Source organism: Pseudoduganella sp. R-32 (assembly GCF_049913245.1).
Taxonomy (GTDB): Bacteria; Pseudomonadota; Gammaproteobacteria; order Burkholderiales; family Burkholderiaceae_D; genus Rugamonas.
On record NZ_CP183987.1, the window covers coordinates 3,154,438 to 3,170,381 of the forward strand.

At 62.8% G+C, this 15,944-nt stretch carries 9 protein-coding genes; 7 read left to right on the top strand and 2 right to left on the bottom strand.

Annotated elements, in window-relative coordinates; genetic code table 11:
• The first annotated feature begins 2 nt into the window (after positions 1-2).
• Positions 3-1,646, top strand: coding sequence for a DUF5597 domain-containing protein (locus ACN9MU_RS14510; RefSeq protein ID WP_426323217.1), 1,644 nt, complete (start codon positions 3-5; stop codon positions 1,644-1,646).
• A complete protein-coding gene (locus ACN9MU_RS14515) occupies positions 1,636-3,129 on the top strand; it encodes a tryptophan halogenase family protein (RefSeq protein WP_426323219.1) in 1,494 nt (497 codons plus the stop codon). Before ACN9MU_RS14510 ends, ACN9MU_RS14515 begins: the two co-directional genes overlap by 11 nt.
• Here ACN9MU_RS14515 and ACN9MU_RS14520 read toward each other — a convergent pair whose 3' ends face one another.
• Entirely contained in the window at positions 3,130-4,782 is a 1,653-nt protein-coding gene (locus ACN9MU_RS14520; RefSeq protein ID WP_426344776.1) for a DUF5597 domain-containing protein, read from the bottom strand.
• A gap of 105 nt (positions 4,783-4,887) precedes the next feature.
• On the opposite strand from ACN9MU_RS14520, the gene ACN9MU_RS14525 reads away from it, so the two are divergent.
• The 5 genes from ACN9MU_RS14525 to ACN9MU_RS14545 all read left to right on the top strand — a co-directional run bounded on the left by ACN9MU_RS14525 (position 4,888) and on the right by ACN9MU_RS14545 (position 15,480).
• Positions 4,888-7,638, top strand: a complete 2,751-nt coding sequence (locus ACN9MU_RS14525; protein ID WP_426344777.1) for a glycosyl hydrolase 115 family protein — start codon at positions 4,888-4,890, stop codon at positions 7,636-7,638.
• 138 nt (positions 7,639-7,776) lie between these two features.
• Positions 7,777-9,444 carry a sodium:solute symporter family transporter gene (locus ACN9MU_RS14530; protein WP_426344778.1) on the top strand — a complete coding sequence of 556 codons (1,668 nt, stop codon included), beginning with the start codon at positions 7,777-7,779 and terminating at the stop codon, positions 9,442-9,444.
• Between the two features lie 43 nt (positions 9,445-9,487).
• Complete coding sequence (locus ACN9MU_RS14535) at positions 9,488-12,073, top strand: TonB-dependent receptor (protein ID WP_426323227.1); 2,586 nt, start codon at positions 9,488-9,490, stop codon at positions 12,071-12,073.
• 7 nt (positions 12,074-12,080) lie between these two features.
• Positions 12,081-14,540: a beta-galactosidase gene (locus tag ACN9MU_RS14540; protein WP_426344779.1), complete on the top strand. Its 2,460-nt coding sequence runs from the start codon at positions 12,081-12,083 to the stop codon at positions 14,538-14,540.
• A 13-nt stretch (positions 14,541-14,553) separates the two neighbouring features.
• The gene (locus ACN9MU_RS14545; RefSeq protein ID WP_426344780.1) at positions 14,554-15,480 is read left to right on the top strand and encodes a Gfo/Idh/MocA family protein; all 927 of its coding nucleotides are present in this window, start codon (positions 14,554-14,556) and stop codon (positions 15,478-15,480) included.
• A 10-nt stretch (positions 15,481-15,490) separates the two neighbouring features.
• On the opposite strand, the gene ACN9MU_RS14550 is transcribed toward ACN9MU_RS14545, so the two are convergent.
• On the bottom strand, positions 15,491-15,805 hold the full coding sequence (locus ACN9MU_RS14550) for a hypothetical protein (RefSeq protein WP_426344781.1): 315 nt from the start codon (positions 15,803-15,805) through the stop codon (positions 15,491-15,493).
• Between the last annotated feature and the right edge of the window lie 139 nt (positions 15,806-15,944).

Sequence of the window (15,944 nt, forward strand, 5' to 3'; positions counted from 1 at the left end):
GCATGAAGAATTCCCCAAGCCGCCACCTGGCGGCGTTTTGCCTGTCGGCCCTGCTGGTGGCGCACGCCGTTGCCGGCCCGGCGCCGATTCCCCAGCTGCTGCACAACGACGGTCGCTATGCGCTGATGGTTGACGGCAAGCCGTTCACCGTGCTGGGTGTCCAGGCGCACAACTCCAGCAATTATCCCGCGGCGCTAGGCCAGGTCTGGGCCGCAGTCAAGGACGCTAACGCCAATACGCTGGAAATCCCGGTGGCCTGGGAGCAGTTGGAGCCGGTCGAAGGCAAGTTCGACTTCAGCTTTGTCGACACGCTGGTGGCGCAGGCGCGCCAACACAAGGTCCGCCTGGTGCTGCTGTGGTTTGGCACCTGGAAGAACACCGGGCCGCAGTACACGCCGGAATGGGTGAAGTTCGACAATCAGCGCTTTCCGCGCATGCTCGGCAAGGATGGCAAAGGCATCTACTGCCTTTCGCCGTTCGGCGAACAGACACTGAAGGCCGACGCCAAGGCGTTCACCGCGCTGATGGCGCACCTGAAGAAAATCGACTCCGCACAGCGCACGGTGATCATGGTGCAGGTCGAGAACGAGGTGGGAACCTACGGCACGGTGCGCGACTTCGGAGCGAAGGCCGAAGCGGCGTTCCACCAGGCGGTGCCGGCCGCAGTCCTGGCCCGCAAGAAGCCCCCGGTTGCCGGTGCGGCCAGCGGCAGCTGGGCGGAAGTCTACGGGCCGTATGCGGACGAATACTTCCATGCGTACGCGGTAGCCAGCTATATCGAAACGGTCGCCAGGGCAGGGCGCGCGGTGTATGACTTGCCGATGTACGTCAACAATGCCTTGCGCGACCCGCTGGAGCCGATGGCGCCCTGGAAGGGGAATTTCGCCAGTGGTGGCCCAACCCATGACGTGATCGATATCTACAAGGCGGCCGCGCCGCACATCGACATTGCGGCGCCTGATATTTACCTGCCGGAGTCGGGCAAGGTCGATGCTACGCTGCAGCAGTTCCAGCGCCCGGACAACGCCCTGTTCGTGCCGGAGATGGGCAATGCGGCGGGCTATGCGCGCTACGTGTACCAGATTCTTGGGCGCGGCGCGATAGGCGTTGCACCGTTTGGCATCGATTACGCGGATTACAGCAACTACCCCCTGGGGTCAAAGCTGAAAGACAAGGCGATGGCGGAGCCCTTTGGCAAGATCTATGCTGCTTTCCGCCCTGTGGCGCGCCAGTGGGCGCAATGGTCGCTGGAGGGCCGCACTTACGGCATCGCGGAAGGGGACGACCGCAAGCCGCAATCGATCGTGGCCGGCGCCTGGAAGATCACCGCAAAGTTCCGCGAATGGCAATTCGGCAATGCCAACAAGGACGACCTGCCGCCCGGCACGGAGGCGCCCAATGGCGGCGCTGCGTTGGCCCAGGTGGGCGACGATGAATTTATCGTGGTCGGGCAGAACATCCGCCTGGGTTTCGAGCACAACGCGGGCAAGCCGTCGATGTACGCACGCGTGGAAGAAGGTCACTTCGACGCCGATGGAAAATGGGTCATGGAGCGCAACTGGAACGGCGACCAGACCGACTGGGGCATCAACCTGACGGCCCGCCCGACCGTCATGAAGATCAGGATGGGAACCTATGTCCAATAACGCAATCCGCAAGATCGTGATCGTCGGCGGCGGCACCGCCGGCTGGATGACGGCCGCGCCGCTGGCGCTCAAGCTGGGCAAGTCGTGCGAGGTGGTGCTGGTGGAGTCGCCCGAGATCGGCACGGTCGGCGTCGGCGAAGCGACCTTGCCGACCATCCGCTACTTCAACCAGGCGCTTGGCCTGGACAACGCCGATTTCGTCAGGAAAACGCAGGCGACCTTCAAGCTTGGCATCGAATTCAAGGACTGGGGCCATGTGGGCAACCGCTTCTTCCACGGCTTTGGCGATTTCGGCCCGGCGATCGAAAATCGCTCGCCGGTGCAATACTGGTTGCGGCTGGCGCGCGAAAACAAGGACATGCCTTCCTATGAGGAGTGGTCGACGTCGACGGCCATGGCACGCAACAACCGTTTCATGCTGCCGTACGGCGACCAGCCCGCGGTCACCAATGCCTTCTCCTACGCATTCCATTTTGACGCCAGTCTGTATGCGGCCTACCTGCGCGACTATGCGACGCAGCGCGGCGTGCGCCGCATCGAAGGCATGATCACGGAAGTCGAACAGCACCCGGAGTCCGGTTTCATCACTGCGGTGAAACTGAAGGACGGGCAACGGGTGGAGGGCGACCTGTTCATCGACTGTTCGGGCTTCCGCGGCCTGCTGATCGAAGGCGTCTACAAGGCAGGCTACGACGACTGGAGCGCCATGCTGCCGTGTAACAGCGCGCAAGCCGTGCCGTGCGAAAGGTCCGATCCGCTGGTGGCTTACACCCTGTCGACCGCGCGCAGCGCCGGCTGGACCTGGCGCATTCCGCTGCAGCACCGCACCGGCAATGGCCATGTGTACTGCAGCGGCTTCACCAGCGACGAAGAAGCCGGCCAGGTACTAATGGATGGACTGGACGGCCGCGTGCTGGATACGCCTCGCCAGCTGCGCTTTACCACCGGCCGCCGCCGCAAATCATGGATCAAGAACTGCGTGGCGATCGGTTTGTCGAGCGGCTTCCTTGAGCCGCTTGAGTCGACCAGCATCAACATCATCGAAAACTCGGTCGGCTGGCTGCTGCAGTACTTCCCCGACCGCGACTTTAGCCCGGCCCTGGCCAATGAGTTCAACCGGCTTGTGTCGCAGCGCTACGAGTTCGTGCGCGACTTCATCATCCTGCATTACAAGGTCACGGACCGCAACGACTCCGAATTCTGGCGCTATTGTGCCGGCATGCCGATCCCCGATACGCTGCAGCACCAGATCGAGCTGTTCCGCGAGACGGGCCGCATCGTCATATTTGATCCGGAGGGATTCTCGGTGCCATCGCACGTTTCCATCTTGATGGGACTTGGCGTCGTGCCCAAAAAGATCGATCCGCTGATCGACCTGATGGACCTGGGGCAGCTACAGGAGCATTTCTCCAGGGTGCGCGAAACCATCGGGCGCGCCGTCGGCGCAATGCCGGAACACGCCCGGTTCTTCGAGACCCCGTAGTCAGTAGGTGCCCAGCCTGGCCTTGAGGATTGTGACGCGGTCGGTCAGGTTCAAGCCATAGTCGGTCTGGTCACCGTTCCAGTTGCGCTCCATGATCCATTTGCCGTTGGCATCGAAACGTCCTTCCTCGACGCGGGCCCACAGCGACGGCTTGCCTTCGTTGCTGCCGGTGCCTTCGATCTTCACGCGCGCGTGCTGGCCGACGATGATGAATTCGTTATCGCCGATCTGGGCAATGGAGACGCCGCCGCTCGATGTTTCGGTGCCGGCCGGGTAATCCTTCATGTCCGGCTTCCATGAGCGATCGCCGAGTTGCCATTCGCGGAACGATACCGTCGCCTTCCAATTTTTCATATTCACGGTCTGGGACTTGCGGTCGTCTCCTTCGGCAACGCCGTAGGTGCGGCCCTCAAATGCCCATTTTGCCCATTGGCGCTCCATCGGCCGGAACGCCGCGTAGACCTTGCCGAAAGGTTCGGCCATCGACTTGTCGGTATCCTTCGATCCAAGCGGGAAATTGGTGTAGTCGAAGTAGTCGACGCCAAATGGCGCGATGCCCAGCGCGCCGCGGCCCAGCACCTGGTAGACATAGCGCGCAAAGGGTTTTGCGTTGCCCATCTCCGGCACCAGCAGGGCATTGTCGGGGCGCTGGAACAGTTCGAGATTGGCGCTGAACTTGTTCGACTCCGACATGTAGATATCCGGCGCGGCGAGATCGATATGCGGCGCCGCAGCCTTGTAGATGTCGATCACGTCGAACGCTGGACCGCCGGAGATGAAATTGTTCTGCCATGGCGCCATCAGCGCGAGCGGGTCGCGCAGCGCGCTGTTGACGTACATCGGCAAGTTGTAGACGGCGCGGCCGGCCTTCGCGACTTCCTCGATATAGCTGGCGATGGCCCATGCATGGAAGTATTCCTCGGCATAGGGGCCGTAGACCTCGGTCCAGGTGCCGCTGGCGGCGCCAGGCACTGGCGACTTCTTGTGGGCCAGCACCGCAGGCGGCACTGCCTGATGGAAGGCTGCTTCGGCTTTTGCGCCGAAGTCGCGTACCGCGCCGATGGTGCCGACTTCGTTTTGTACCTGCACCATGATCACGGTGCGCTGTTCCTCGTCGACGGCTTTCAGGTGCTTCATCAGGGCGGTGAAAGCCTTCTTGTCGGCCTTCAGTGTTTCCTCCCCAAAGGGCGACATGCAATAGATGGATTTGCCGTCCTTGCCGACCATGCGCGGGAAACGTTGGTTGTTGAACTTCACCCATTCGGGGGCGTAGTTCGGATTGGTGTTCTTCCAGGTCGCGAACCACAGCAGCACCACACGCACCTTGTTTTCGCGCGCCTGCTTCAGCAGCGTGTCGACGTAGCTGAAATCGAACTTGCCTTCCTCGGGCTCGACCTGTTCCCATGCGACCGGGATTTCCAGCGTATTGGCGTGGACGTCCTTGACCGCGGCCCACACTTGCTTGAGCGCGTCCGGGTAGTTGCTGGAGTTGTGCGCCTGTACGCCAAGCAGGAGGTAGGGAGCTCCATCGACCATCAAGGCGTGCCGGCCGTCCTTCTTCACCAGTTCGGGAATCGGTGCGGCGGCCGTAGCGGCGCCTGCCCAAGCGGCAATGCAAAGTGCCGCGAGCGCGCGGCGGGTAGTCTTCTTCATTCAGTCTCCACTTTTGTTTGCAAGATTGTTAGCGGTACCATATGCTAGCGAATCGGTTCCGCCTCCTGTATGCCAATTGTCGCTTCAGCTATCCCGAATCGCTATATGACCAAGCAATTGCTCACGTTGTTGATTGTTTTTGCCGCCATAACCAGCCCGGGCAAGGCCGCTGCAGAAGGGCGGATCACGCTGAATCCCGATGGCCGTCTGCCCTTGATCGTGCATGAGGAGCAGGCCGCAATGAGGCTCGCCGGCGACCTGCTGGCGCGCGACCTGGCAGCGCTGGCGGGCGGCGACGCGGCGCGGGGCACGGGCATCGAAGCGTGTACGCGTGTATGCGTAGTGATCGGCCGCCACGATTCGCCGCTGGTGCGGACAGTGCTTGCGGAAGAGGGCATTGAGCTGCCGCGCCTGGAATGGGAAAGTTATGAACGCATTGCTATCGTTTCGCGCCGCCATCCAGGAGCGCAAATCCTGCTGATTGCCGGCGCCGACCTGCGCGGTACGGTGTGGGGCGTGATCGACCTGACGCGGGAACTGGGCGTCTCTGCCTGGGAGTGGTGGGCGGACGTTCGCCCGGCCCGGCGCGAGCGACTGGAAGTGTCGGCGGCCCGAGTCCGTTCGGCCTCGCCGCATGTGCAGTATCGTGGGATTTTCCTGAACGATGAGGACTGGGGACTGCAGCCGTGGGCCGCAAGGCATGATCCGGCCCGGGATATCGGTCCTTCCACTTATGCGCGCATCTTCGAGTTGATGTGGCGCCTGAAGGCCAACATCATCTGGCCGGCGATGCACGACTCCACCAGGCCGTTCTACCAGATCGCGGGCAATGCGGAGGCAGCGCGCGATTACGCCATCGTGGTCGGCACCTCCCATGCGGAGCCCATGATGCGCAATAACGTGCGCGAGTGGGACCATCAGCAGCGCGGCGCCTTCAATTTCTTCAGCAACCGCGCGTCGCTGGTTCGTTACTGGGACGAGCGCCTGAAAGAAGTGAAGGACTTCGAAAACATGTACTCGGTGGGCATCCGCGGCGTGCACGATTCGGCCATGGAAGGCGCGCATAACGTGGATGAGGCTCGGCGGGGAGTGAGCGAGGCCATAGCGGTCCAGCGCGAACTGCTTGCCAGGAGCGCGCCGAAGGCGCCGCAGGCGCTGACGCTGTACAAGGAAGTGCTGGATATTTACAAGGCAGGGTTGCAGGTGCCGGAAGATATCACCCTTATCTGGCCGGATGATAATTACGGTTACCTGCACCAATTGAGCACGCCGCAGGAAGCGCAGCGGCCGGGCGGGGCGGGCATCTACTATCACATCTCCTATTGGGGCCGCCCGCACGATTACCTGTGGCTTGGGACGACGCATCCCGCCCTGATCCGCGACCAGTTGCAGCGCGCGACGGCGACTGGCGCGCGCAAGGTCTGGATCGTCAACGTCGGCGACATCAAGCCAGCCGAATACCTCACGCAATACTTCCTTGACCTGGCTTTTGACGGCAATACGCTGGAACGCCCCGCACGCGAGCACCTCGCCGGCTGGATGCGCGCGCAATTTGGCGCGTACGAGGCCGACGAACTCGCGGACATCATGATCGGCTACTATGACCTGGCATGGGAGCGCAGGCCGGAGTTCATGGGTTTCAGCCAGACCGAGCCCACCACGCCGGTGAGGGCAACAGACTATCTTCGCTCAGGCAGCGGAGAAGCGGAACGGAGACTGGCGCGTTACGAGGCTTTGGCAAGTCGCGCCGATGCCGTTGCGCAGCGGCTTCCGCCGTCGCTGGCCGACGCTTTCTTTCAATTGGTGCAGTACCCCGTGCGTTCCAGTGCCAACCTGAATACGCGGATATTGAGGCTGGAACTGGCGGCGCAGCATGCCCGCGAAGGCAGGCCTGACGCGAACTTCCAGGCAGCGCGTGCCCGGTCGGCGCAGGCAGCAATCGTGGCCGACACCGCGCATTACAACGCGCTGGGAAACGACAAATGGCAAGGAATGATGGACCCGGCACCGCGCCGCCTGCCAGTATTCAGTGCGCAGGCAATACCCACTTACGCGGAAGCTCCCCAGCGGAGCGGCTGCAGCATCGCATATCCGTTCCCGTTTTCGGGCGACGGCGCGCAGCTCAATTTCAATTCGGGCCGGCCGGCAGTACGCACGGTGACGCTGGTCGGCAGCAGCGGGCAGGCACTGGACTGGCAGGCAGCCGGAGTTGGCGCCTCTCTCACACTGTCTGCGCCAAGCGGCCGGCTGGACGCCGGGAATGGCTTTGAGCAGCGCATTGAAATCCGCTACGACGGCCGCGCTGCAGCGCCTTCCATTGCACTGCATTGCGGGGGGAAACCGCTCCCGCTCCGGTTGCAGGTACAACCTGATCCTGCGCCAGGACTGCCGCTGGAGAGCGAAAGGATCGTGACCATTTCGGCGGTGCAGGCGGCACCGGCGCGCGGCTGGACCCTGGTCCCTGGCCTGGGGAGTTTTGGCGCCAGCATGCGCTCGTCCCTGGCAGCAGGCGAGGGCAGCACGCTGGCTTACGAATTTGCGACCCTGTCGCAAGGCCCGGCCCAGTTGAAAGTGGTGGCCCTGCCGGTGCACCCCCTGACGTCCCGCGACAAGCTTCGCATTGCCGTCAGCTTCGACAACGAACCGTTCAGGGAACTCGATTTCACCACACATGGCCGCAGCGACGAATGGAAGGCCAACGTGCTGTCAAATACCGCGCTGCGCACCCTGTCGCTGGAAAACGTCGCTGCGGGCCGGCACGTACTGCGGGTACGCGCCCTCGATCCCGGCTTCATCCTGGACCGGCTGGAACTGGCATTCGACGGTGCACCGCAGTTTTACGGCAGGCCGGAATGATCAGGTCCTTGCGAGCTATTCCAGAAAGTCATAGCTCAATGCGTATTCCGCATAACTAGGGAATAGCCAATTCGTTAAGCTAAGCGTCTTAATGATAAGCAAATGTTGTCAACGCATTTGCAAACAGAGACGCTAGCCATGAAAATCACATCCCTCGATTCGGTTGTATTCCTGATCTATTTTGCGGTCGTTGCCGCATACGGCATCTGGGTCTATCGCCGCAAGAACAGCAGCTCCGGCTCGGCTTCGCGCGATTACTTCCTGGCCGAAGGTTCCCTGACCTGGTGGGCCATTGGCGCCTCGCTGATCGCCTCCAATATCTCCGCCGAACAGTTCATCGGCATGAGCGGGTCCGGCTTCAAGATCGGCATGGCGATTGCGGTGTATGAGCTGATGGCGGCGGCAACGCTGGTCATCGTGGCCGTGTTCTTCATGCCGGTGTATCTGAAAAACCACATCTACACCATGCCGCAGTTCCTCGAACAGCGTTATGGCAGGGGCGTGGCGACGACCATGGCGCTGTTCTGGCTTGGCCTCTACATCGTGGTCAACCTGACCTCCATCCTCTACCTCGGCGCCATCGCCATCAGCAGCATCTCCGGCTTGAGCGTGGGCGCCTGCATGCTGTTCCTGGCCGTGTTTGCGACGATCATCACGCTGGGCGGCATGAAGGTGATCGGCTACACCGACGTGATCCAGGTGGTGTGCCTGGTGATCGGCGGCCTGGTGACGACCTGGATCGCGCTGGACCTGGTGGCCGGCCTGGGCGGCGGCAAAGGCGCGCTGCACGGCACGGCCGAACTGTTCTCGCGTGCCCGCGGCCACTTCGACATGGTGCTGACGCGCGACCATCCAAGCTATATGGATTTGCCTGGCCTGAGCATCCTGCTGGGCGGCATCTGGATCGCCAACCTGAATTACTGGGGCTGCAACCAGTACATCACGCAGCGCGCGCTGGGCGCGGACCTGCCTACCGCACGCAAAGGCCTGCTGTTTGCGGCATTCCTGAAATTGCTGATGCCCGTTATCGTGGTGCTGCCTGGTATCGCGGCCTTTGCGCTGGACCAGGCGGGCGCGCTGGGCGGCGCCCTGCGCCAGGGCGGCGAGCTGAATCCGGATCGCGCCTATCCGACGCTGCTGGCATTGCTGCCGGACGGCTTGCGCGGCGTGGCGTTCGCCGCCCTGACCGCCGCTGTGGTGGCCTCGCTGGCCGGCAAGGCAAACAGCATCGCCACCATTTTCACGCTGGATATCTATCGTAAGAAATTTGTACCCGCAGCGAGCGAAGAGCGCATGGTGTGGGTCGGCCGCCTTACCGTGGTGGCGTCGATGGCAATTGCGGTGCTGATCGCACCAATGCTGGGCATCGACAAGAAAGGCGGGTTCCAGTACATCCAGGAATACACCGGCTTTGTCTCGCCGGGCATCCTGGCCATGTTCCTGCTTGGTTTCTTCTGGAAGAAAGCGACCAACGCCGCCGCCATGTTCGCCACCGTGGGCGGGCTGGTGTTCTCCATCATCCTCAAGTTCCTGCCAACGATGATGGACCTGTCCTTCCTCGCGCCGATCGGCTTCGCCGCCGACAACGGCAGCGGCGTCTTCGAAATCCCGTTCATCGACCGCATGTTCCTGGTGTTCTGGGCAGTGGTGGCCGGCATGGTTCTGATCAGCCTGATGGGAAGGCGTGATGGCGAAGCCAAAGCCATGGTGGTCGACCGCCAGTTGTTCCGTGTAGACCGCGGCTTTGCCATCGGTTCGGCCGTGGTGTGCGTGCTGCTGGCCGTGATCTACGGGGCGCTCTGGTAATACAACAAATCACAAAAAAGACTACGGAGAAAACAAAAGCATCATGAAGCAAAAGAAAATCAGTCTGCTGGTGAAGTCGCTGTTCCTGATCCCTGCCATTCCAGCCGCCTTTGCGCAGCAGGCAGAAGAACCGTCAGTCCAGAAGGTCACCGTTTCCGGTATCCGCGCCTCGGTGCGCAGCGCCCTGAGCGTCAAGGAAAACTCCAACAGCATGGTGGAAGTCGTCGCTTCCGAAGACATCGGCAAGCTGCCGGACACCACCATCGCCGAGTCGCTGGCCCGCCTGCCTGGCCTGGCCGCAGGCCTGGATCGCGGCAACGCCAGCCAGATCGTGGCGCGCGGCATGGGCGAGCGCTTCATCGGCGCTACCCTGAACGGCCGCGAACTGGCTTCGTCCGAGCCGAATCGCGCTGTGCGCTTCGAGCAGTTCCCGTCCGAATCGCTGTCCGGCGCCATCGTCTACAAGACCCAGAATGCGGACCTGGTGGAAGGCGGCGTCGCCTCCAGCATCGACCTGCAGACCGTTTCGCCGCTCAAATACAGCGGCCGCCAGGCGTCCCTGAAGGCCGACGCGCTGTACTACTCGGAAGCACGCGACCTCGACACCAAATCGGTTCGCCCGCGCCTGGGCGGCATCTTCATCGACCAGTACGCGGACAAGAACGTTGGCGTGGCGCTGGCCTTCAGCTACCAGAAGCAGCCTTCGGTGGAGAAGCGCAAGAACCACTGGGGCTTCAACGAAGACCATTCCGCCGACATCAATGGCGACGGCAAGGTAGACAAGACGCCGTGGGGTTTTGAGACGGAACTCAAGCGCGGCACCAATGAGCGCGGCAGCGTGCTGGGTAAGGTGGAGTGGAAGGCCAGCCCGGATGCGATGATCACCGCCGACGTCTACTACGCCAAGAACAAGATCCGCGAACCGGCCATGTCGCACTGGACCGGCGACCTTGGCAACTGGGATGGCTGGCAGAGCGCCAACTACTCGAACCTCGACATCCGCAACGGCTACGTTGTCGGGGCCACCGTCAACAACGTGGGCCTGACCACCAATAGCACGCTGTGGACGCAGGATATGGACAACCTGGCCGCGGGCCTGAACGGCAAGTTCAATGTCGGCGACTGGAAAGTGGATGCCGACATCGCCACTTCCTCGGCCGGCCGCGACAGCGCCTGGCGCGACGTGCGCCAGTTCGCCCTGAACAACGGCACCATCAAGTGGTCCTTCACCGGCGACGAAATCCAGGACTTCAGCTTCAGCCACGATTCGGGCAACCCGGCCGCCTTCGGCAACCCGACCCTGTACGTGGACACCGACGGCCACGTCGACGACCGCCTGAACTCGGCGCAACTGAGCGCATGGCGTCCGCTGGATGCCGGCATGGTGAGCCGCATCAAGTTCGGTGCACGCTTCGCCGACCGCGAAAAGAAATACCACCAGACCACCTGGAACCTGGCTTGGAACAGCGCCATCCCGGCCTCGGCCTACGAAACGGTGAATGTTTCCGGCTTCGCGCCATTCATCGTGCTGAAAGACTTCAAGGGCTCCGCCACCAGCCTGTGGGGCGCAGATGCCTTCAGCCCGGACGGCCGCACCCCGACCGCGAACGACCTGCTGGCCGGCTGGAAGGTCAAGGAAAAGAACAGCAGCGTCTACGCCCAGGCCGACCTGGAAGGCGAATTGTTCGGCAAGACCTTCCGCGGCAATGCCGGCGTGCGCGTGGTGCACACCAAGCAGACCGGTACCGGCATGGAGTCGATCAACGGCGCCGCGCCGACCCCGGCTGAAGGTGGCGCTTCGTACACCCGCGTGCTCCCTAGCATGAACCTGATCTTCAACCTGGACCAGGCGCAGAAGCAGCAGATCCGCTTCAGCGTGGCGCGCGCCATGTCGCGTGCCCCGATGGATGAAATGCGCGCCTCGCGCCAGCTGGCAATCGACACCAATCCGGGTTCGCAGCAGCCGATTACCGGCAGCGCGGGCAACCCGGGCCTGCTGCCGATGATGTCGAACCAGGTGGACCTGTCGTGGCAGTACTACTTCGACAAAGGGTCGCTGGTGTCGGCCGGCGTGTTCTACAAGAAGGTGTCGGACTACATCGGCATCACCACCGACCACACCACCGTCAACGGCCGCGCTGCGACCCTGACCCGTTCCGTGAACGGCGAGGGCGGCAATGTGCGGGGCCTGGAACTGGTGGCGCAGCATGCCTTCACCAATCTGCCGGCGCCGTTCGACGGCCTGGGCGTTGCTGCGAACTTCTCGTACAACGACAGCGACATCAAGGAATACACCAACGACTACCCGATGGTGGGCCTGATGAAGCGCAACGGTGGCCTGACCCTGTGGTACGAGAAGGCGGGCTACGAAGCTCGTGTATCGGCCAACTACCACAGCGCCTTCGTGCGCATGCCGCGCTGGACCGCCGGCTACATGATCGAGAACCCGGCCGAGACCTACGTCTCCGCCAATTTCTCGAAGTGGCTGACCCCGCAGTTGCAGCTTCGCTTGGGCCTGGACAACATCACCAACCAGAAAGTGGTGGAGACCCAGTCCAACAATCCATACATGCAGAACGTGATGGAATATGGCCGCCGCTACAACCTGGGCCTGAGCTACAAGTTCTGATTGAGGCATGACGATGATCCGTAACACACTTTGCCTGGCCGCGATGGCGTTGGTTCACGCTGCCCAGGCCGCGCAGGGCCCTCAAGTGCTGGCAGTCGATGCCAGCACGCCCGCACCGGCGCCTTTGTCCGGCCATATCCAGATGGGCACTGCCGTCGCACCCGGCGGCCATGTCCTTGGCATCAACAGCCAGTACCTGACACGCGACGGCCAGCCCTGGCTGCCGGTGATGGGTGAGTTTCATTACTCGCGCAGCCCGGCGGATAGCTGGGAGGCGGAGCTGGCCAAGATGAAGTCGGCCGGCATCAACGTGGTGGCCAGCTACATCATCTGGAACCACCACGAAGAAAAGGAAGGAAAGTTCGACTGGAGCGGCAACCGCGACCTGCGGCGTTTCATTCAGCTGGCCAACAAGGCCGGGCTGGAGGTGTGGATACGCGTCGGCCCCTGGTCGCACGCGGAAGTGCGTTACGGCGGCATTCCAGACTGGGTGGTGGATGCCATGCCGACCCGCCAGGACGATCCGCAATACCTGAAATACGTGGACCGCTTCTACCGCGAGATCGCGAAACAGGTTGATGGCTTGCTGTGGAAGCAGGACGGCCCCGTGATCGGCGCCCAGATCGAGAACGAATACAACCTGGCAGGTCCGGGCCGCGGCGCCCAGCACATCGCCACGCTGAAAAGCATGGCCGTGAAGGCCGGCATCGACGTGCCGTTCTACACGGTGACCGGCTGGGACCAGACCTTGTATCCATCCGGCGAGGTGGTGCCGGTGTTCGGCGGCTACCAGGACGAGCCGTGGGCAACCAGCAAGACCGAGCTGCCGCCGAAGGAAACCTACGCCTTCCGTTTCGACACGCGCGTCAGCGGCGACCTCGGTGCCCAGACCCGCGCCACCCAGCAGGGAACGGCGGAAACCGACATGGACCGCACGCCATTCCTGGGCGCGGAGTACGGCGCCGGGCTGCCGGCCATGTACCGCCGCCGCACGCTGGTATCGCCTGACGATATCGCCTCGACCCTGCCAGTGCAGATGGGCTCCGGCGTGAACCTGATGGGCTATTACATGTTCCATGGCGGCCGCAATCCGGTCGGCATGACCACCATGGAAGAGAGCACGCGCACCGGCGGCTACAACGACACGCCTGCCATCAACTACGATTTCAATGCGCCGCTGGGCCCTGACGGCCAGCAGCGCGATGTGCTGGCTTACCTGCGCCCGTTCCACTACTTCATGAACGACTTCGGCGCGCGCCTGGCGCCGATGACGGTGCATAAGCCGTCGCTTGTGCCGGCCGACCCGGCCGACTTTTTGGCGCCGCGCTGGTCGGTGCGCAGCAAGGGCGAACAGGCCTTCCTGTTCTATAACGGTCATGTCCGGCAATATGCGCTGCCGGCGCAGAAGCAGGTGCAGTTTGCGGTGAAGCTGGACGGGCAGGCCGTTACGCTGCCGCGCCAGCCGGTCGATATCGCGGCCGGCAGCTACTTCTTCTGGCCGATCAATTTCGACATGGACGGCTACCGCCTGCAATACGCCACCGTACAGCCGGTAGCCCGGCTGGAGCGCGGCAAGGCGGGCAGCGTGTACGTGTTCGCGGCGCAGGACGGCATTGCGCCTGAATTCGCGCTGGACGCGGCGGCCGGCGCCTGCCTCAAGACGCAGGGCAAGGCAGCCAATGCGGACGGCGGCGTGCTGGTGCAAGGCATCCAGCCCGGCCTCGATGCTGCGCTGACGCTGGACTGCGCCGGCAAGCGGCCGGTGACGGTGCTGGTCCTGTCGCAGCAGCAGGCGCGCCAGATGGCAATCGGCCAACTGCAGGGCGAACGCCGCCTGGTGGTCAGCGACAGCCAGGCACACTTTGCCAATGGACGGCTGGTGCTGCGCTCCTCGGGCAAGCCAGCCTTCCGTGCGGCAGTATTCCCGGTTTTGCCGCTGCCGCTGAAGGGCAGCACGGCGCTGCAGGCGAGCGGTAGGGATGGCCTGTTCCAGGTTGTCGAGGCAACGCTGCCAAGCCAGGAGCTGGCTGTCACTGCGCGCAAGTTGCGCGCCGCACAGCCAGTCCCTCCGATTAAAATTGGCGGCAACGCCAAGGCGGCAATCCAGCCCGATGCGGAAGTCTTTGGCAATTCCGCAGCATGGGAACTGTCGCTGGGTACGACCCGTCCGAAAGGAGTCGACGGCGCCTTGCTGGAAATTGATTTTGTCGGCGACGTGGCCCGGCTGTTCGACGGCACGCGCATGGTGGACGATTGGTATTACAACGGCCAGCTTTGGCAGTACGGCTTGAGCAACCTGCCGGCGCGCGAACGTGCTGCGCTGACGCTGACCGTACTGCCGTTGCGCGCCGACGCACCGATCTACCTGCCGAAAGAACACCGTCCCGCGTTCAACGGGCAGGCGCAGGTAGCGGAACTGCGCGGCGTCAAGGTCACGCCAGTGTATCGTGTAGAAATTGGCCGCTGAACGGAGTTTGAATATGGCATTGAAAATTGGTCTCGTTGGCTTGGGCAAGATTGCAGTCGACCAGCATATCCCCGCGATTCGCGGCAACATGGGCCTCGAGCTGGTGGCGGGCTGTTCGCCTGCCAGTGCGCCGGAAGGCGTGCTGCGTTACCCGGACATGGGCAGCATGCTGGCCGCCCATCCTGAAATCGAAGCGGTGGCGATATGCACGCCGCCCCAGGTGCGGCACAAGCTCGCCTGCGAGGCAATTGCGGCAGGCAAGCACGTATTCCTGGAAAAGCCGCCAGCGGCAACGCTGGGCGAGGCCGCGTCCATTGCCGCCATGGCGGCGCAGCACGGCGTCACCGCGCTGGCAGGCTGGCATTCGCGCTTCGCACCCGGTGTGGAAAGTGCACGCAACTGGATGCTGGCGCGGCCTATCAAGTCCATCCAGATCCGCTGGAAGGAAAATGTGCGGCAATGGCACCCGGGCCAGAAATGGATCTTCGAAGCAGGCGGCATGGGTGTCTTCGATCCCGGCATTAACGCCTTGTCGATCCTGACGCACCTGCTGGGCGGCTATGCGCTGGTGCGCAAGGCGGCCCTGCACGTGCCGTCGAATTGCAGCGCGCCGATCCAGGCTGAGTTGGAGATGGCGAGTGAACGCGGCGTTCCGATCGATGCGGAGTTCGACTTCCTGCAGACGGGCCGGCAGACCTGGAGCATCTTCGTGGAGTCGGCGGCTGGCGATACCATGGCACTGCACCTGGGCGGCCGCATCATGGAGGTAAATGGCAAGGTTGTGCTGGACGAGCCGGAGCGCGAATACCATTCGATGTACGAGCATTTCCGGCGCCTGGTAGCCAGCAAGAGTTCCGACGTCGACTTCACGCCGCTGCAGGCGGTAGCGGATGCCTTCCTGGTCGGCAAACTCACGAACGCCGAACCGTATATTGAGTAGCCGAACCAGGTCAATACAGGCCGAAGATCCTGCCGGAGAGTCCCAGGATCATCGAGGTGTTGACCAGGGTTAGCCCGACCATCCAGCGCATGTTTGCGCTGGCTTCCTTGCGTTGCGCGTCAAGGCTGACCCGCAGTTCGGCGAGGCCGTTGTCGGTATGTAGCCTGAGCTCGGCGAGCCCTTTGTCCGTGTGTTGCCGAAGCTCGGACAGGCTAGTGTCAATGTGCTGCTTCAGGCGCTCCACCGCGTCGTAGAGCCGGTCAATGTCTTTCTTGATGGTATCCACAAGTGCCTCAACTTTGGCAATTCGTTCGTCATAGTCCATGGCCGCCTCCGCGATGATTAAGCTCGACTTTGCGGCCTGCCGCGTGGACTGGTATTGAGATTTGACAGGAGACTGCGAGAAAAGTTCCTAGGCTTTGTCCTACAAAACTGCTTGCTCCGCGCCGATAGTTGCGGTGCGG